The 18,321-nt window shown below is 68.2% G+C and carries 12 protein-coding genes; 6 read left to right on the forward strand and 6 right to left on the reverse strand.

The features are described from left to right. Positions 1–6: 6 nt before the first annotated feature. Together ACHZD8_RS11035 and ACHZD8_RS11040 are read right to left on the reverse strand one after the other, a co-directional pair. Positions 7–201, reverse strand: coding sequence for a hypothetical protein (locus ACHZD8_RS11035; protein ID WP_394770558.1), 195 nt, complete (start codon positions 199–201; stop codon positions 7–9). After that, entirely contained in the window at positions 108–1,430 is a 1,323-nt protein-coding gene (locus ACHZD8_RS11040) for a DUF222 domain-containing protein (RefSeq protein ID WP_394770478.1), read from the reverse strand. The genes ACHZD8_RS11035 and ACHZD8_RS11040 overlap by 94 nt, the downstream gene beginning before the upstream one ends. Positions 1,431–2,040: 610 nt before the next feature. On the opposite strand from ACHZD8_RS11040, the gene ACHZD8_RS11045 reads away from it, so the two are divergent. Together ACHZD8_RS11045 and ACHZD8_RS11050 are read left to right on the forward strand one after the other, a co-directional pair. Continuing rightward, positions 2,041–2,727 carry an HNH endonuclease gene (locus ACHZD8_RS11045; RefSeq protein WP_394770479.1) on the forward strand — a complete coding sequence of 229 codons (687 nt, stop codon included), beginning with the start codon at positions 2,041–2,043 and terminating at the stop codon, positions 2,725–2,727. Positions 2,728–2,770: 43 nt separating this feature from the next. Continuing rightward, positions 2,771–4,882 carry a RecQ family ATP-dependent DNA helicase gene (locus ACHZD8_RS11050; protein WP_394770480.1) on the forward strand — a complete coding sequence of 704 codons (2,112 nt, stop codon included), beginning with the start codon at positions 2,771–2,773 and terminating at the stop codon, positions 4,880–4,882. Positions 4,883–4,903: 21 nt separating this feature from the next. On the opposite strand, the gene ACHZD8_RS11055 is transcribed toward ACHZD8_RS11050, so the two are convergent. Further along, positions 4,904–6,004, reverse strand: a complete 1,101-nt coding sequence (locus tag ACHZD8_RS11055) for a DUF4192 domain-containing protein (protein ID WP_394770481.1) — start codon at positions 6,002–6,004, stop codon at positions 4,904–4,906. Between the two features lie 88 nt (positions 6,005–6,092). Then, complete coding sequence (mfd, locus tag ACHZD8_RS11060) at positions 6,093–9,692, reverse strand: transcription-repair coupling factor (protein WP_394770482.1); 3,600 nt, start codon at positions 9,690–9,692, stop codon at positions 6,093–6,095. A 255-nt stretch (positions 9,693–9,947) separates the two neighbouring features. Between mfd and ACHZD8_RS11065 the strand changes: the two genes are divergently transcribed. Beyond that, positions 9,948–10,979 (forward strand): TerC family protein, encoded by a 1,032-nt coding sequence (locus ACHZD8_RS11065; protein WP_394770483.1) that lies wholly within the window; start codon positions 9,948–9,950, stop codon positions 10,977–10,979. A 24-nt stretch (positions 10,980–11,003) separates the two neighbouring features. Here the strand turns inward: ACHZD8_RS11065 and ACHZD8_RS11070 are convergent, their stop codons facing one another. Next, entirely contained in the window at positions 11,004–11,924 is a 921-nt protein-coding gene (locus tag ACHZD8_RS11070; protein WP_394770484.1) for an NAD-dependent epimerase/dehydratase family protein, read from the reverse strand. Positions 11,925–12,211: 287 nt separating this feature from the next. On the opposite strand from ACHZD8_RS11070, the gene ACHZD8_RS11075 reads away from it, so the two are divergent. Genes ACHZD8_RS11075 through ACHZD8_RS11085 form a run of 3 tightly spaced genes read left to right on the forward strand, consistent with a single transcriptional unit; the run spans position 12,212 to position 15,909 of the window. Continuing rightward, on the forward strand, positions 12,212–13,210 hold the full coding sequence (locus tag ACHZD8_RS11075; RefSeq protein ID WP_394770485.1) for an ABC transporter permease: 999 nt from the start codon (positions 12,212–12,214) through the stop codon (positions 13,208–13,210). Continuing rightward, positions 13,207–14,166 (forward strand): carbohydrate ABC transporter permease, encoded by a 960-nt coding sequence (locus tag ACHZD8_RS11080; RefSeq protein ID WP_394770486.1) that lies wholly within the window; start codon positions 13,207–13,209, stop codon positions 14,164–14,166. The genes ACHZD8_RS11075 and ACHZD8_RS11080 overlap by 4 nt, the downstream gene beginning before the upstream one ends. Positions 14,167–14,223: 57 nt before the next feature. Next, the gene (locus ACHZD8_RS11085) at positions 14,224–15,909 is read left to right on the forward strand and encodes an ABC transporter substrate-binding protein (RefSeq protein WP_394770487.1); all 1,686 of its coding nucleotides are present in this window, start codon (positions 14,224–14,226) and stop codon (positions 15,907–15,909) included. A 3-nt stretch (positions 15,910–15,912) separates the two neighbouring features. Here the strand turns inward: ACHZD8_RS11085 and ACHZD8_RS11090 are convergent, their stop codons facing one another. Then, complete coding sequence (locus ACHZD8_RS11090; RefSeq protein ID WP_394770488.1) at positions 15,913–18,291, reverse strand: glycosyl hydrolase family 95 catalytic domain-containing protein; 2,379 nt, start codon at positions 18,289–18,291, stop codon at positions 15,913–15,915. Between the last annotated feature and the right edge of the window lie 30 nt (positions 18,292–18,321).

Consider the following 18,321-nt stretch of genomic DNA (forward strand, 5'->3'; position numbering starts at 1 on the left):
GCCGCCCTACAGTGCTGGCCGCGGTGCCTTCCCGCCGCGGCGAGGTGTGCGCCGGGGGTCGATCGTCGAGGGCGGGGTGAACCACGGAACGCCGTCTCGCACCTCGATCAGCCAGTTGTTGCGATGGACCTCGTGATGGTGTTTCGAGCAGAGCAGTATCCCGTTATCGAGATCCGATCGACCGGAGTTTCGCCACCACACCACATGGTGGGCCTCGGTATGGCTGGGCGGTAGTTGACAGTTGCGCCACGCGCATCCGCCGAACAGGTCGCCCATCGCGATCTTCTGTGCCGGGCTGAACAGCCGCTGCGTGGTGCCGAGGTCGAGCACCTGGCTGTCGGGTCTGCGCCGAGGACCATGGGGATGATGTTGGCTTCGGCGGCCATCCGGCGGGCGGTTGCCGCCGAGATCGGCTGCTCGATGCCGTCGATGTTCGCTTCGCCGAGCCCGCTGAGCAGGGATTCGAGCGTCATGCGCACCACGATCGTGGCCGCCCGAATCGGGATCTCGGTGTTGGTGCAGGAAATGCCGTGCCTGGCGAGCTCGAAGATGGCCTCGGCGCCCAGCTGGGCAATGCTGCGCTGGGCGAGGAGGGCGTCATCCGCGTCGCTGTCGCTGTTCTCTGCGTCGGCGCTGTCTGCCTCGGGACTGTCTGCCTCGGGACTGGCGAAGCTGGGGCGGCGGATGTTGGCCCCGACATGCGAGTCGATGGCGGCATCCAGATAGGCGGCACCGATGGGGTCTGCGTCGATGATGTACCGCTTCATGCCGTTCGGGCGGATGGTGCGGCGCAACGAGATCAGCGCGGCGAGGGCATCCTCCCGAGGCTCGATGCCGTCGACGTCGAGTGCTTCGCGCCACGAGTTCGCCACCCTGCGCACCAGGTCTGCCGGGCACTCGCGGGCGAAGGCGACGAGGGCGTCCTCCGCGGCAAGAAGGTCGTCGGCGTCGGCCCGAGGGGCGGCCTGGGCGAGTGCCGAGACGATGTAGTTGGCTGAGTCCAGCGGAATGCTGCCGTCGTCCAGCGCGCCGCGCACCAGGCCGTATTCCACGGGGAGCGGCTGCCCGACAAGCGTCCAGCGCTGTTCGGTCGCGAGCCCGACGCGGTAGTAGCGATGGGCCTCCGCTCGGGGAATGCGGCCGACGTCCACGAGCAGTTCGGCCACGCTGCGACTCGACTGCTCCACGTGAGGCGCCTCGACGGCTCGCGTGGCCTTCATCATCTCGCCGGCATCCACCGAGAGTCTGGCGATCTTCGCATCGATGAGGCGCCGCTCGGCGAAGGCGTTCTCGAGGTCGTCGAGAAGGCGGGACTCCCGCGCATCCCCGCTGCCGAACCCGTGGTTGGGCCCGTTCTGCTGCCCCGGAACGGTCCACACATCGGTCGCGGCCATGGCCGCTTCCCGGGGGGTTTCGAGGATCAATGTCATGGCTATATTCTCCCACTTTGAGCGACAAAAGGCTAGTTAAATAACGGCCCTGATCAGGGTTTTTAGTGATTTAGAGTGGGGATAACTTCGCCCGGTCTCGCCTGTGGAGGAGTGGACAAAGACCGCTCCATTCGTCTTGGGTGTGGGTTGCGGTAGCTGCTGCTCGAGCGCCGCTGAGAACCTTCTGACGCGACTAATCAGAGAACGATCAAACGCGCGAAGCGACTCCAGTTTCATAAGAGGTTCTTCGAGCGAACTCCTGCACACCGAGCCTGGGCGCAGCGATGAACCGGGGTATTTCAGCGGTCGGCAGGGCCTGCTTGCGGCGGATGTCCCCGACAGCACGAGTAATATTCGATTACGCTCGGCAACTGTGAATCCTCAAGAACGCGAAGGGTCCTGGTAAGACCGACTTATGTACTCGCCAGCGGAACAAGCCGCCATCCGACACGACATCTTTCGTTGGCTCGACAACAAGTTGGCGACAGGTCAGTTCGAATTCACACGAAACGAGCTCGTTGACTACCATTACGGGTCAACGCGGATCCCGTTGCTGGATCGCGGGCGAGGTATTCGAAATCCCGCTGACTTCAGCTCCACGCTGACCATCATGACAAGCTACAAGAATCCGTATTTGGACGAGCTCGACACCGGCGTCTTCGTGCGATACAACTATCGCGCGAATGACGAAGCGGACAATAGAAAGCTCGCTCTTGCCCTCGAAAATGGCGATCCACTCGTTTACTTCCAGGGAATTCGTCCGGGTGTCTTTGTCGCCTACTACCCGGTCTACGCGGTCAAGAATGATCTCGATGCGGGTCAATTTGTGATCGCCATGGATGAGTCCATGCGCTTCTTCGGCGATCCGCTGCACATGACAATCGACGAGCGACGATATGCCGAGCGAACGGTGCGCGCACGACTTCACCAACCATTGTTTCGTGCACGTGTTATGAACGCTTACTCAACGACATGCGCAGTATGCACACTGAAACATGCAGACCTCCTCGATGCCGCACACATCATTCCGGACTTCGACATGGGCGGTTTCGCAACCACCACGAACGGGATGGCTCTTTGCAAGATTCATCACGCTGCCTTCGACAGGAACCTCCTGGGAATCACTCCCGACTATGAGGTCAGAATCGACCAAAACCTACTTGACGAAATCGATGGCCCAATGCTCCGGCACGGACTGCAAGACATGCATGGTCGCAATCTGCACATTCCGACGCGAGTCATCGACAGACCGTCTCGGGATGCACTTGCATTGCGATTTGCCGAGTTCAACGCCTAACGCCTAACACCCCACCGTCACCCGCGCCTGACAAGCTGAGGGCGTGACCGACACCGACACCCGCGCATCCGCCGCCCAGATTCTGCGCACCCTTGTGGGTCGCGACGACGCCGACTTTCATGAGGGCCAGTTCGAGGCGATCAGCGCGCTCGTGGACGACCGGCGACGCGCGCTCGTAGTGCAGCGCACGGGGTGGGGCAAGTCCGCGGTGTACTTCGTGGCGACGCTGCTGCTGCGACGACAGGGGGCGGGCCCGACGATCCTCGTGTCGCCGCTGCTGGCCCTGATGCGCGACCAGATCGCCGCCGCGGAACGGGCCGGAGTGCGGGCGGTGGCCATCAACTCCACGAACGCCCACGAGTGGGACGACGTGCGGCAGCAGCTGGCGAACGACGAGGTGGATGTGCTGCTGGTGTCGCCGGAGAGGCTCAACAACCCGTCGTTCCGCGAGACCCAGCTGCCCGAGCTCATGCGCCGGGTCGGCATGCTCGTGGTGGACGAGGCCCACTGCATCTCCGACTGGGGCCACGACTTTCGGCCGGACTACCGACGCCTGCGCGACCTCATCGCCGAGATGCCGGCCGGAGTCCCGGTGCTGGCGACGACGGCGACGGCGAACTCGCGGGTGGTCCAGGATGTCGCCGAGCAACTCGGCGCGGCGGGAGAAGTACTCACGATCCGCGGCCCGCTGGCCCGGGCATCCCTGCGCCTGGGGGTGCTGCGGCTGCCGGATGCGCGCACCCGCCTCGGCTGGCTGCTGAGCCACCTCACCGAGCTGCCGGGCAGCGGAATCATCTACTCCCTCACGGTGGCGGGCGCGGAGGACACCGCCCGACTGCTGCGGGACGCCGGCCACAACGTGCACGCATACACGGGCCAGACCGACACGGGCGAGCGCGAGGAGTCCGAGCGGATGCTCAAGGCCAACGAGGTGAAGGCACTCGTGGCCACGAGCGCCCTGGGCATGGGATTCGACAAGCCCGACCTCGGCTTCGTGCTGCACCTTGGCGCTCCCTCCTCCCCCGTTGCCTACTACCAGCAGGTGGGCCGCGCCGGCCCCGCCACCGCCAACGCCGACGTGCTGCTGCTTCCGGGCGTGGAGGACGAGGCGATCTGGACCTACTTCGCCACCGCCTCCATGCCGAGCGAGGCCCGGGCGACGGCCGTGCTCGACGCTCTCGACGCGCACGAGGGACCGCTGTCGACACCGGCCCTGGAGTCGCGGGTGGACATCCGGCGCACGCCCCTCGAACTTCTGCTCAAGGTGCTCGACGTGGACGGCGTGGTGCGCCGCGTGCAGGGCGGCTGGGTCGCCACCGGCCGCCCGTGGGTCTACGACAGCGACCGCTACGAGCGCATCGCCGCGGAGCGGGTGGCCGAACAGCAGCACATGATCGAGTACGAACGCACAGACGGATGTCGCATGGAGTACCTGCAGACGTCCCTCGACGACGACACGGCCGCGCCCTGCGGCCGCTGCGACAACTGCGCGGGCGCCTGGTATCCGGCCGACGTGTTGGATGCCGCCGCCGCGACCGCGAGCTCATCGCTCGACCGGGTGGGGGTGCCGCTCGAGCCCCGCGCACAGTGGCCGACCGGAGCCGACCGGGTGGGAGTGCCGGCGAAGGGCAAGATCGCCGTGGGCGATCGGATGCTCGAAGGTCGCGCCCTCGCCCGCCTCACCGACCTGGGCTGGGGCGGCACGCTGCGCGCCATCTTCGCGCCGAACGCCGTGGACGGCCCGGCCAGCCCGGCGCTCCTCGCGGCGTGCGTGCGCGTGCTGGGCGAGTGGCCGTGGGAGGAGCGCCCGAGCGCGGTCGTCTCCGTGCCCTCGCGCTCCCGCCCGCTGCTCGTCTCCTCGGTGGCCACCGGGCTGGCAGACGCCGGTCGGCTGCCCTATCTCGGCTCGCTCGAGCTCGCCGACGGCGGCCCGACCGGCGGACCGGGCGGCAACAGCGCCTACCGCCTGGGCGGGGTGTGGAACGGATTCGCGGTGAGCCCGGCGGTGGCCGCCGCGCTCGGCACCCTGACCGGGCCGGTGCTGCTCGTGGACGACCTTGCCGACAGCCGCTGGACCCTCACGGTGGCCGCCCGGCTGCTGCGCCAGGCCGGGGCGCCCGGCGTGCTGCCCTTCGCGCTGGCCCTGCGCGCCTGAGCTCCGCTTACGGGCGGTCGTTCACGGCCGGAACGCCCACTCGGGCAGCAGCCCGTTGCTGAACATGGTGTCGAGAACCACCGCCATGCCGTAGTCGGACTGGATCGCGCGGGCCTCGTCGATGTAGTGCCCAGCGGCGCTGCCGCGGCCGAGAGCCCAGTTCAGCCAGGCGAGCATGCACAGCGGCGCGAGCCTGTCGGCCCCGGTGACCCGGGACGCGAGCGTCAGGAGCACGCGGATGCCGCGCTCGACTCGCTCCGGGTCCGGACGCGGACCCACGCCGAACATGAGGTTCGAGAGTTCGGCGTCGGCCGCGGAATCGCTCGCGCGGTCCTCGACGATGTCCCGCCACATCCGGTCCCCCACGGCGAGACTCGTGGCCCACTGCAGCATCACGTGATCGCGAACGGGCGGCCCCTGAAGCGCGAAGAGGAGCAGCGCACCGTGGGCATCGAGCGCGTCCTCGTCCCAGGACAGCGCCTCCTCGGCAAACAGCGGGATGTCCGAGAGCGGAGCGAGCTCGACCGGGTCCGGGAAGGTCGCCGGGTCTTCGGTGGTCATCCGCTCGTACAGGCGTCGATACCCGGCCAGCCGCTTCTGCAGCCGCCTCGCGTCGGCGGGATCGGCATCCGGAATGCGCCCGTGAGGCGTCGCCGGGGCCCGCAGCCCGTCGGGGAGCGCCGCGGCCGCCGGCGAATCCGCGATCTCGGATAGCGGGTGACCGCCGGGCGGAGGAGCCGACAGGTACGAGGCCCAGCCGTCCGCCGCGAGGCACAGCGAGTCGCGCAGGTCGAAGCCGGAGAACTCGAGGCGACGGGCCAGGAGCTCCGCGAACGCACGGCGCGGCACGACGGCGCCACCGGCGAAGCCGTCGTCGGTGCAGATGACCGGAATGACCGCATCGATGTCCGGGAGCTTGCACAGCATGCCGACGATGAAGGTGGCCACCCGCTTGTGGGTGGTCTTCGACTGCCCGGCCGGCAGGTCGAAACGCAGGGCACCGCAGGTGCGCGTGCCGCGGAAGGCGAGGAGCACGACGCTGTTTCGTGGGGTGAACCCCACGAGTTCGGGAACCATCGCGAGCAGATCGGCCGGCCCGCTGACCTTGAGGACGAATGTCATGCGTCCCAGTGTCGGCATGCCGACGGGCACCGGGAGGTGCGCCCGGCAATCTGTGGATAACCGTCCGGGGGCACGACACCCGGCGACGTCACACCTGGGCCGGCTCCACCTTCAGCTCGGCGCCGAAGATGGCGACCAACAGCTGGCCGGTCCACTCGATGAGGTCGGCGTCGGCGAGCGGAATGCCCTGCCGCACCGGGAGCGGCACCGAGACCGAGTGGGTCTGGGCGAAGTACCGCGCTCCCGGGAACATGCGCTGCAGCCTGATCTGGATCGAGTCGGCGAGCTCCATCGACGCGACCCGGAGGTTGCCGCCCGCGGTCACGACCTCGCTGAGCCCGGCCTTCTGCGCCATCCGCCGCAGCCGCGACACCGCGATCAGGTTCTGCACCTGCACCGGGGGTTCGCCGTAGCGGTCGGTGAGCTCCTCGAGCACGTGGTCGATCGCCTCGGCGGAGGCCGCCGGGGAGGATGCCGTGGAGAGCTTCTGGTACGCCTCCAGCCGAAGCCGCTCGCTCTCCACATACTCCTCGGGGATGTGCGCATCCACCGGAAGCTCGAGGCGCAGCTCGGTCTGGCCCTCCGCCACGTCACCGCGGAAGGTGGAGACGGCCTCGCCGATCATCCGCAGGTAGAGGTCGAAGCCGACCCCGGCGATGTGGCCGGACTGCTCTCCGCCGAGCAGGTTGCCCGCCCCACGGATCTCGAGGTCCTTGAGTGCCACCTGCATGCCGGCGCCGAGCTCGTTGTTGGCCGCGATCGTGGCCAGCCGGTCGTGGGCGACCTCGCCGAGCGGCTTGTCGGCGTCGTAGAGGAAGTAGGCGTACGCACGCTCGCGCCCGCGACCGACCCGGCCGCGCAACTGGTGCAGCTGCGAGAGCCCGTACTTGTCCGCGCGGTCGATGATGAGGGTGTTCGCGTTGGCGATGTCGAGGCCGGTCTCGATGATCGTGGTGGAGACCAGCACATCGAACTTGCGCTCCCAGAAGTCCACCATCACCTGCTCGAGCACCGCCTCGGGAAGCTGGCCGTGCGCCACGGCGACGCGTGCCTCCGGCACGAGTTCGGCGAGCTGGGCGGCGACCCGGTTGATCGACGACACGCGATTGTGCACGAAGAAGATCTGCCCCTCGCGCAGCAGCTCGCGACGGATCGCGGCCCCCACCTGCTTGTCGTTGTACGGCCCGACGAAGGTGAGAATCGGGTGCCGGTCCTCCGGCGGCGTGGCGAGAGTCGACATCTCGCGGATGCCGGTCACCGCCATCTCGAGGGTGCGCGGGATGGGGGTGGCGCTCATCGCGAGGATGTCGACGTTGGTTTTGAGCTTCTTCAGGGCATCCTTGTGCTCCACCCCGAAGCGCTGCTCCTCGTCGATGATGACGAGCCCGAGATCCTTGAAGTGGATGCTGGGGCTGAGCAGGCGGTGCGTGCCGATCACGATGTCCACCGTGCCATCCGCCATCCCCTCGATGGTCTCCTTCGACTCCTTGTCGGTCTGGAAACGGCTGAGGGCGCGCAGGTGCACGGGGAAGCCGGCGAACCGCTCGGCGAAGGTCTCCATGTGCTGCTTCACGAGCAGCGTCGTCGGCACGAGCATCACCACCTGCTTGCCGTCCTGCACCGCCTTGAACGCCGCGCGCACCGCGATCTCGGTCTTGCCATAGCCGACGTCGCCCGAGATGAGGCGGTCCATCGGGATGGGCCGCTCCATGTCGGCCTTCACCTCGTCGATGGTGGTGAGCTGGTCCGGAGTCTCCGCGAACGGGAACGCGTCCTCGAGCTCGTGCTGCCAGGGGGTGTCCGGCGGGAACGCGTGGCCCCGGCTGGCCATTCGCGCCGAGTAGAGCTTCACCAGTTCCACGGCGATGTCGCGCACGGCCTTGCGGGCCCTGCCCTTCGCCGCCGCCCACTCGCCGCCGCCCATCTTGCTGAGTGCCGGCGCCTCGCCGCCGACGTAGCGGGTGAGCAGGTCGAGCTGGTCGGTGGGCACGTAGAGCTTGTCCGGCGGGTAGCCGCGCTTGGACGGCGCGTACTCCACGAGCAGGTACTCGCGGGAGTTCTTGACCGGGTTTCGTCCGCCGGTCGAGACCTCGCGCTGCACCAGCTCGACGAACCTGCCGATGCCGTGGGTCTCGTGCACGACGTAGTCGCCGGACTTGAGCTGCAACGGGTCGACGACGTTCTTGCGCCGCACGCCGAGTTTCTTCACCTGCCGGGCGTCGTAGCCGGCGGCGCGTCCGTAGAACTCGCTCTCGCTCAGCAGGGCGAACGTGATCTCGGGAAGTTCGAAGCCGTTCTCGACGGATGCCTTGAGCAGGTAGGCGATGCCGGTCTCGGGCGCCGCGGGGAACTCGTCAACCACCCGGGCGGCGAAGCCGTGCTCGCCGAGGGCCTCGGCCGCGCGTTCGACGAGGCCGTGCCCGGCGGCGACGATCGCCACCGTCCAGCCGTGCCTGAGCCTCTCGCCCACGTACTCGATCGCGCCATCGGCCCGGCCCTGGAAGCTCGGCACAGTCGTGGCGTCGATGCGGATGTAGTGGTCGCCGTCGCGGAGTTCGGACGTCGCCGCGACATCCACCGCGCCGGAGTCGAAGCTGCTCAGCGTCCACCACGCGCGGTCGCCGGCCGACTCGCGGAGGGCGTTGATGCTGAGGAAGTCGCCGGAGTCGAGGTCGATCGGCGCCTCGGCACCCGCGGTCGCGGCGTTCCAGGCCGCGCCGAGGAACTCGCGGTTGGTCTCCACGAGGCTCACGGCCCGGGAGGCGACCCGCTCGGGCGCGAGCACGGCGATCGCCGCGCCGGCCGGCAGGTAGTGGGTGAGGGGCACGAGGCGGTCGACGAGGGCGGGGGCGAGCGACTCCATGCCGTCCACCGGGATCCCCTCCGAGATCTTGGCGAGCATCGTCGAGAGGCTCGGGAACTCGTGCTGCATCTCCCTGGCCCGCTGGCGCACCTGGGGGCTCAGGAGCATCTCGCGGCTCGCCGGAAGCTCCACGACGCCCACTGCCGCCGGCAGCGAGCGCTGGTCGGCCACCGAGAACTCGCGGATCTGCTCCACCTCGTCACCGAAGAACTCCACCCGCCACGGATGCTCCGCGACGGGGGCGAACACGTCGAGGATTCCGCCGCGCACCGCGAACTCGCCTCGACGGGTGACCATGTCGACGCGGGAGTACGCGAGATCCACGAGCTGGGTCGACAGGTCGGCGAGGTTGTAGCCTCGGCGGCCGGCCACCAGTTCGAGCGGCTCGAGGCTCGTGAGATTGTCGGAGAGCGGCTGCAGGGCGGCGCGCACGCTCGCCACCACGATGAGGTCGCCCACCGGCTCGCCGGCCTTCACTGCCGCCTCCCAGCGCTGGAGGTGGCGCAGGGCCCGGATGCGCTTGCCCACGGTCTCGGCGCTCGGACTCAGCCGCTCGTGCGGCAGGGTCTCCCAGGCCGGGAACTCGATCACCTCGGCGTCGGGGGCCACACAGGCGAGCGCGCCACGAAGCGACTCGGAATCACGGCCGGTCGCGACGATCGCGAGCAGCGACTGCGGCCCCTTCCGCGCGTCGAGCAACCCGGCGAGCAGCGGCGCACGAAGGCCGTCGACGAGGGAGAAGTCCGCGCTTCTGGCCGCGTAGGAGAGGGCGTTTTCGAACGTGCGGGCGCGCGCGAGCGCACGGTTTAAGCCCTGAAGGATCACCGCAAGAGTCTACGCGCCGCCTCGGACACTCCCGCTTCCCGGGGAGGCAAGCGCCGATCACCGAAGCTGGTGGAGGTGGCCGTGTCTGGGAAAAAGCCGATTGCGACGCGGCGGGAGGCATGGTCCACTGGAGGTGGAGGGGAGTAATCCCCGACGTGACGTCGTCAATCCGGGCTCGCGATCGAGTCCCGGCGTCACGGGTCCTCACGGGGCCGGATGAGACCTCCAGTTGGCACGATCGACTGGAGAAGACTCATGGATGTTCCCCTCGCTGGCTGGCTCGCCGTTCTCGGCGTGATCATGGCGATGCTCGCGATCGATCTCGTCGCCCACCGCAAGGCGCACGTGATCGGGGTTCGCGAGGCCGCTGCGTGGTCGGCCGTCTGGGTGCTCTGCGGCGTCGCATTCGGCGTCGTCGTGTGGAACCTGTACGGCGCGGAGTTCGGGCAGCAGTACTTCGCGGGCTACCTGATCGAGAAGTCCCTGGCCGTGGACAATGTGTTCGTCTGGGCGATCATCTTCGCGGCGTTCGCCGTGCCGCGCGCCTACCAGCATCGGGTGCTGTTCTTCGGAGTGCTCGGGGCGCTCGCCTTCCGCGGCGCCTTCATCGCGGCGGGCGCCGCCATCATCGACCGCTACTCCTGGGTGCTCTATGTCTTCGCGGCGTTCCTCATCTACACGGGGTACCGCATGATCCGGCAGCGCAGCGAGCACATCCATCCCGAGAACTCGCGGGTGCTGCGGGTGTTCCGCCGTCTGGTGCCGACGACGGATGTCTACTACGGCCAGCGCTTCGTGGTGCGGCGGGCCGGTGCCCTGCTCGCGACCCCGCTTCTCGCGGTGCTGGTGCTCGTGGAGGTGACGGACATCATCTTCGCGGTGGACTCGATCCCCGCGGTGTTCGCCGTGACGGACGAGGCGTTTCTCGTGTTCACCGCGAACGCCTTCGCCATCCTGGGCCTGCGGGCCATGTACTTTCTGCTCGCGGACCTCATGCATCGATTCGTCTACCTGAAGGTGGGACTCGCCGTCGTGATGGTGTGGGTGGGGGTGAAGATGCTCCTGCTCGACCTGGTCTACATTCCCACGACGGTGTCGCTCGCGGTGGTGTCGGCGATCATCGCGGTGGCGGTGATCGCGAGCCTTCGCAGGACGAAGGGTCAGGGGCGTCGGTCGGTCGTCGCGTCGGCCGCCGGCGCGTTCGGCTCGGCGAGCGAGGAGGAGGTGGCCGCGCTCGACCCGCTCTGGAGCCGGCGGCGAACCGGCGCAGACGCGCGCCGAGACTAGCCGGTCGGCCGGCCAGTCCGTCAGTCAGGCGAGCTGCACCGCCAGGCCGTCGCGGAAGGACGGATAGCGCGGCGCCCAGCCGAGCCGCTCGCGGGCCATCTCATTGGAGACGCGCAGGTTCACCCGCGTGAGAAGCTCCGCCGCGTACGGCGCCACGAGGCGCAGTGCCCACCCGGGCAGCACCGGCGGCGGCGGAGCTCCCGCGGTGCGCGCGGACTGCTCGATGAACTCCCGCCAGGTCGCCGGGGTGTCGTCGACGATGTTGTAGGCCGCGCCGTCCACTCCGCGCTCCAGGGCCGCGACGGTGCCGAGGGCGGCATCCTCCACATGCACGAGCGCGACGGTTCCCCTCTTGCCGGACGCGACGGGAAGCGACCGCGTCCGCAGCCGAGGAACGAACTCCGGGTCTCCCCCATACAGCAGCCCGTAACGCACGGCGATGCCGTCGATGCCCGTCGCCTCGAACGCCTGCCGCTCCGCCTCGGCCATGGCCGCGATCGCCGCGTCGCTGCCGAGCCCCGCCGGCGCTCCGAATGGGGCATCCTCGGTGAGGGGCACGGCGCCGTGGTCACCATAGCCGTAGCCGAAGACTAAGGACTGGGTCACGAACCGGGTCGCCCCGGCCTGCTTCGCGAGGGCGAGCAGGTTCGCGGAACCCTCCGTGCGCACGCGGTTTGTCGGTTCCATGTCGGTGTAGCGAGCCGGCGGCCGGGCGAGCGCCGTGACCTCGTGGATGACGGCGTCCGCGGCGAGGCCGGCCGTGGCCTCGAGGAGCGCGCCCAGGTCGAGGATGTCGGCCCGGATCACCCGAGCACCCTGGGAGACGATCTGGTCGGCCCCGGCCTGGGTGCGACTGAGCCCCGCGACGGCGTGCCCCGCGCGAATGAGCTCGCGCACGAGGGGGCGGCCGATAACCCCGGTAGCTCCGGCAACGAGAACCTTCACCCACCCAGTCTGCGCGGGTGGCGGCGGCACGCCAAGCGACACGGCGAGAACGGCCATCTTCGGAAAATTGATCTGATCTTTCTTTTGATAGCGCTTTCCGTTAGATTGGGTCATCAGCGGTGCTCGACTCGAGAAGATGCGTCGACATCCGGCTTCGGTCCAATAGAGCGAGCGCAAATTACGGAGTCAACGATGTCTCGGTACCTTATTCCGCTGTCCTTCTCTCGCCACCAGCTCGCCGATTGGCCAGATTGGTCAGATGAAACGGATGCTCGGCCGCTGACGCAATGACGTCGAATGCGGCGTCGACGGACGCCAGACTCACCGGCACCGTCGACTCCGAGCCGCTCGAACGCGTCGTCACCCCGCCCAGACGCCCCGGGCCGGCCCGCAAGAGCCTGCGGCACCATTGGCAGCTCTACCTGCTCGTGATCGTGCCCCTCGCGTACTTCGTGATCTTCAAGTACATCCCGCTCACGAACGCGGTGATCGCGTTCAAGGACTACAACGTGATCAAGGGGATCTGGGGCAGCGACTGGGTCGGCCTGCGCAATTTCGAGGCGTTCTTCAGCAACCCGGTGTTCTGGACCCTCGTCGGCAACACCCTGCTCCTCTCCGGCTACGTCGTGATCGCGAGCTTTCCCGTTCCCATCATCCTGGCGCTGGCCCTCAACGAGATTCGGCTCGGCGCGTTCAGGAAGAGCGTGCAGCTCATCACCTACGCGCCGTACTTCATCTCCACGGTCGTCGTGGTCTCGATGACCATCCTGATCCTCGCCCCGCAACTCGGGATAATGAACCGGGCGCTGGGGGCCTTCGGCCTCTCCAAGGTGGACTTCCTGGGCAATCCGGACTTCTTCCGCAGCATCTTCGTCTGGACCGATGTCTGGCAGACGGCCGGCTACTCCGCGGTGATCTATCTCGCGGCGCTGGCCTCGATCGACACGTCGCTCTACGAGGCGGCCAAGGTCGACGGGGCGTCCCGGTTGCAGAAGATCATCCACATCGACATTCCGGGGATCATGCCCACGGCCACGATCATCCTCATTCTCGCGGTGGGAAACATCATGGCGATCGGATTCGAGAAGGCGTTCCTGCTGCAGAACCCGCTCAACCTCGGGTCGTCGGAGATCATCTCCACCTACGTGTACAAGGTCGGGCTGCTCAACGCCGACTTCAGCCAGGCGACCGCGATCGGGCTGTTCAACTCGGTGATCAACCTGGGCCTCCTGCTCGTGGTCAACTTCGTCGCGAAGCGCCTCACCGGCGGGGGGCTGTGGTCATGAGCACCACCACGCTGCGCCGTGCGGCGCAGAACACCGAACCGCGCACGACCTCGCCCCACAAGCCCCCGGCCAGAAAGATCAGAGACACGCTGCCGGACCGGATGTTCCTGGTGGTGATCTACCTCCTGCTCGTGGTCTTCCTGCTGATCGTGCTGCTGCCGCTGCTCTACATCCTGGCCAGCTCGTTCTCGAGCGCCGCGGCGGTCTCGGGCGGCCGGGTGACGCTGTGGCCGGTGGACTTCAGCCTCCGGGGCTACGAGGTCGCGCTGAGCGACCCGACGATCCTGCGGGGCTATGGCAACTCGCTGTTCTACACGGTCGTCGGCACCTTCATCAGCGTGACGCTGACGATCGCGATCGCCTACCCTCTCTCCCGCAGAAACCTGTGGGGGCGCAACACGATCATGACGATCATCCTCTTCACGTTGCTCTTCAGCGGCGGGCTGATCCCGACCTACCTGGTGGTGCAATCGCTTGGCATGCTCGACACCCGCTGGGCGCTGCTGCTGCCGCAGGCAATCGGCGTCTGGCAGGTGATCATCGCGCGCACCTACTTCCGCTCGGCCATCCCCGACGAACTCTACGAGGCGGCCCAGCTGGATGGCAGCTCCGACCTGCGGTTCCTCTGGTCGGTCGTACTGCCGCTGGCCAAGCCGCTCATCGCGGTGGTGGCCCTGATGTACGCGATCGCACAGTGGAACTCCTACCTGGACGCGCTGATCTACCTCAAGAGCGACGACCTGTATCCGCTGCAGCTGGTGCTGCGGAACATCCTGATCCTCAACACGACGACCGGCGGGGCGATCGACGCCAGTGTCGCCATGGAGCGCCAACAACTCGCCGACCTGCTGAAGTATTCGCTCATCGTGGTCTCGAGCGTGCCGGTGCTGCTGATCTACCCCTTCGTCGCCCGCCACTTCACCAAGGGAATCATGATCGGCGCCGTGAAGGGCTAACGCACTCCATCTCCGGCGCAGCCGCGTCGGGCATTCCCCCACAGAAATGAGTCGACAATGAAGTTACTCCGCCGCAACAGACGCGCGGTCACCGCCTTCGTCGCGATCGGCGCTCTCGTGCTCGGGCTCGCGGCCTGCGCACCGAGCGATTCGACGAAGACGGCCGACGGGGCGGTGCCCGACATCTCCGGAAACCCGGCGGTGACCCTCAGCGTGTTCGCCGCCCAGTTTCCGGGCACGAACCTCGCCACGAACGCCTTCAGCAAGGAGCTGTCGAAGAAGTTCAACATCACCTTCAAGTGGCAGACCACGACGCTCGACGGCGGGCCGGCCAAGGAGAAGCGACAGATCTCGCTGGCCAGCGGCGACTACCCGGACGCGTACCTGCTCGTTCCGTGGGTCGACCAGTTCAGCCCGCCCGAGCTGCTGAAGCTCGGCAAGCAGGGAGTGCTCCGGCCGCTCCAGGGCCTGATCAAGAAGTACGCGCCGAACATCCAGAAGGCGCTGGACACCATTCCCGAGTACCGGGCGATGGCGACCGCGCCCGACGGCAACATCTACGGGCTGCCGCAGTGGAACGACTGCTATCACTGCTCGTACCAGGACAAGCTCTGGATGAACTCGGCCTGGCTGAAGAAGCTGGGGCTCGAACAGCCCAAGACCACGAAGGACCTGGTGAAGGTGCTCAAGGCCTTCAAGACCCAGGACCCCAACGGCAACGGCAAGGCGGACGAGATCCCCCTGACCGGGGACACCCGGGACAACGTGATCCCGTATCTCATGAACGCGTTCATCTACGACCCGCAGGGAACGAGCGGAAACAACAACTCCACCCTCGTGCTCAAGGGCAAGCGCGTCGACACGCAGGCCAACAAGGACGGCTGGCGCGCCGGGCTCAAGTTCATCAAGTCGCTCTACGACCAGGGGCTCATCGACCAGGGTGCGTTCACCCAGAACGGCGATGCCTTGAAGGCCCAGGGCGACAGCGCGGACGCGGCGCTCGTCGGCTCGAGCACGGTGCTTCACCCGGCGATCTTCGTCACGCTCGGCCAGGCCGATGGGCGCGACAAGAACTATGACGCCGTGGCTCCGCTCACCGGGCCGGATGGCGCCAACTTCACCGCGTACAACATCCCGTCGACGCCGGGCGCGACCTTCGCCCTCACTAGCAAGGCGTCGCCGGCTCAGCAGGTGCAGTCGATCAAGATGATGAACTACATCTACAGCACGCAGGGCCAGATCGAGGGCAACTTCGGCAGCGAGGGCATCGGCTGGGAGAAGCCGGGCCCGTCCGACATCTCCCTCGACACCACACTCAAGCCGATCCTCAAGGTGATCCAGGCCCCCGTCGGCGCCAAGCCGACGAACACCTCGTGGAGCTCGATGGCGCAGTACAACAACACCTCCGCGTTCCGCAGCGCCCAGGCCACCCCGACCGACCTGTACTCGAGCGCCGGGTACGAGCGCCGCCTCTACGAGGCCACGAAGCTGTACGACGGCCACGAGGACAAGGCGCAGGTCTACCCGTACTGGGCGGTCTGGATCGACCCGTCGCTCGGCGGTGAGGTGGCGACACTGCAGACGAACATCGAGAACTACGTTCAACAGAGCTCGCTGCAGTTCATCACCGGCTCGAAGAACATCGACACCGGCTGGGACGACTACAAGAAGGGCCTGGACGGCGTCGGCCTCACCCGCTACCTGCAGATCCAGCAGAAGGCGTACGACCAGTCGAAGAAGTAGCGGTCAGGCCTCGAGCGGCACCGGCTGCGGTTGGCCGGGCGTCAGCTCGAGGCTCCAGACCCGCTCGCCGTAGCGCACGCGCACGGTCTGCTCGCAGCCCGAGGTCACCTCGGCGCTCACGAGCAGGCCGTCGCGCCAGCGCAGGGAGGTGCTGACCCCGCCGCGACCGCGAAGGCCCACGACCTCGCCGTTCGGAAGCGACGACGGGAGCGCGGGCAGCAGCACGAGTTCCCCGGCGTGGCTTTGCTGCAGGGCCTCCACCAGGCCGGCCACGTAGCCGAAGTTGCCGTCGATCTGGTACGGCGGATGCGCCGCCAGGAGGTTGGGATAGAGCCCCCCGCTCTGGCCGCCGCGGTCCACGGTCATGTCCCGGAAGACGAGGCGCAGCAGCTCGTCGATCTCATCGCCCTGGCCGAGCCGGGCGCGCAGCGCGATCTTCCAGGAGAGCGACCAGCCGGTCGACTCGCGCCCCCGCGCATCCAGGGACGCGGACGCGCCGCGCCGCAGCTCGGGGGTGTCCTGCGTCGCGCCGGGGTGCAGGAACCAGAGGTGGGACATGTGCCGGTGGTTCGGCTCCACCTGCGGGTCGTCGGCGAGCCATTCGCGAATCTGGCCGCCGCGGCCGACCGACGGGCCGGGAATCCGCGGGAGCGCGGCGGCGGCGCGCGCCACGACCGGGTCACCCTGCAGCCCGAGCCGCTCGCTGAGCACCGCGACGTGGCCGAAGACCTCCCGCAGCATCGTCAGGTCCATGGTGGAGGAGATCCCCACCTCCGCCGTCTCGCCGCTGCCGAGGAACGCGTTCTCCGGCGACGTGGACGGCACGGTGCCGAGGGTGCCGTCCGGCAGCTCGACGAGCCAATCGAGTCCGAACTCGGCGGCGCCCCGGATGGCCGGCCACGCGCGATCCCGGAGGAACGCGTCGCCCGCCGGGTCGCCGGGTGCCGCGAACTCGAGGTGGTCCCAGAGGTGCTGCACCAGCCACAGGCTCGCCATCGGCCAGAGCGACCAGCGTGGCTTCGCCCGTCCGTGGCCGACCGGGTGACTGTAGCCCCAGACGTCGGCGTTGTGGTGGGCGGCCCAGCCGCCCGCTCCGTAGAGTTCGCGCGCGGTTCGGGTGCCGGTGGTCCTCAGCAGGTCGATCAGGTCGAACAGCGGCTCGAGGCACTCGGCGAGCCCGACCGCCTCCGCCGCCCAGTAGTTCATCTGGAGGTTGATGTTGATGGTGTAGTTGGAGCTCCAGGGCGCCGGCAGCTCTGCGTTCCAGATGCCCTGCAGGTTGGCCGGGGCCCCGCCGGGACGAGAGGAGCCGATCAACAGGTACCGGCCGTAGTTGAAGAGAAGCTCGGCGAGGCCCGGGTCGGCGGCGATCGCGCCGTGCGGATGCTCGTTGGCCTCGGCCAGTCGCCGATCGGTCGGCACGGGCACGGCGCCGGGCGTCGGCACCGACCGGTCGCCGAGCCGCAGCCGAACCCGACCGAAGAGCTCGCCGTGGCTCTGCAGGTGACGGTCGAGAAGCCGGGCATAGGGCTCCGCCGCCGCGACCGCCAGCCGATCAAGCGCCACCCCGAGGGCCGACTCCGCGTCACCGGTCGGCGTGGCGCCGAACGCGGCGAGGGTCGTCTGGGTGGAGACGTAGATCGTGAGCGCGTGAACTCCCCGCGCGCCGAGCACTCCGTGCTCCGTCACGTCGCTCCCGTCGTGCTCCCACCGAACGGCGAGGGCCCCCTGGGCGGAGGCGACCGGGTCGTCGGAGTAGGCCACCCCTCCCGCATCGTGCGGGGGGAAGACATCCGACGGAGCCTTGAGGCGCAGGGTCGCTCCCGACGGGCCGTAGTCCGTGGCCAGCACCCGCAGGGGCGTCGAGAGCGAGAGGGCGAGATCGAGGCCGGCCGGGAGGTCGGTGGCCATCCGGATCACGAGCACGCCCGGGGTCACTGAGACGAACGAGGTCCACGTCACGCCGAACTCCGCGACGCTATAGGTCTCGCGATGGAGGCCCGTCGCCAGCTCGAGGGAGCGCGAGTACGACGAGACGTCGCCGTGCGGCGCGACGGCGATGGCCAGCTCGCCGAACGGCAGGAACGACTGGCTGTGCCGGTGTTGCAGGCCGGTGGCGGTCTTCTCGGCCTCGACGTACTCGCCGCGCAGCAGCTGGGCCCGCACCTCGGCGAGGGTCGCCGCGAACGCCTCCCGGTCGACCGGGTCGATCGCCTCGCTCGACGGCGACCCTGACCAGGCCAGCCCGTCGTTGATCTGGAACCGCTGCAGGGCGCTGCCTCCGTAGACCATCGAGCCGAGCATCCCGTTGCCGAGGGGCAGGGCCGACAGCCAGTCGCTGGCCGGGCTGTCGTAGAGCAGGGTGTCGTCAGCGGTGGTCATGGGACCGGCCTTTCATTGGTGAGCACATCA

Source organism: Lacisediminihabitans sp., from assembly GCF_043726815.1.
Taxonomy (GTDB): domain Bacteria; phylum Actinomycetota; class Actinomycetes; order Actinomycetales; family Microbacteriaceae; genus Lacisediminihabitans.

Bases quoted from the DNA above. Each gene is read 5' to 3' on its own strand.
- ACHZD8_RS11075 (WP_394770485.1), top strand. From the start codon at position 12,212: ATGACGTCGAATGCGGCGTCGACGGACGCCAGACTCACCGGCACCGTC.
- ACHZD8_RS11085 (WP_394770487.1), top strand. From the start codon at position 14,224: ATGAAGTTACTCCGCCGCAACAGACGCGCGGTCACCGCCTTCGTCGCG.
- ACHZD8_RS11080 (WP_394770486.1), top strand. From the start codon at position 13,207: ATGAGCACCACCACGCTGCGCCGTGCGGCGCAGAACACCGAACCGCGC.
- ACHZD8_RS11040 (WP_394770478.1), bottom strand. From the start codon at position 1,430: ATGACATTGATCCTCGAAACCCCCCGGGAAGCGGCCATGGCCGCGACC.
- ACHZD8_RS11090 (WP_394770488.1), bottom strand. From the start codon at position 18,291: ATGACCACCGCTGACGACACCCTGCTCTACGACAGCCCGGCCAGCGAC.
- ACHZD8_RS11065 (WP_394770483.1), top strand. From the start codon at position 9,948: ATGGATGTTCCCCTCGCTGGCTGGCTCGCCGTTCTCGGCGTGATCATG.
- ACHZD8_RS11055 (WP_394770481.1), bottom strand. From the start codon at position 6,004: ATGACATTCGTCCTCAAGGTCAGCGGGCCGGCCGATCTGCTCGCGATG.
- ACHZD8_RS11045 (WP_394770479.1), top strand. From the start codon at position 2,041: ATGACAAGCTACAAGAATCCGTATTTGGACGAGCTCGACACCGGCGTC.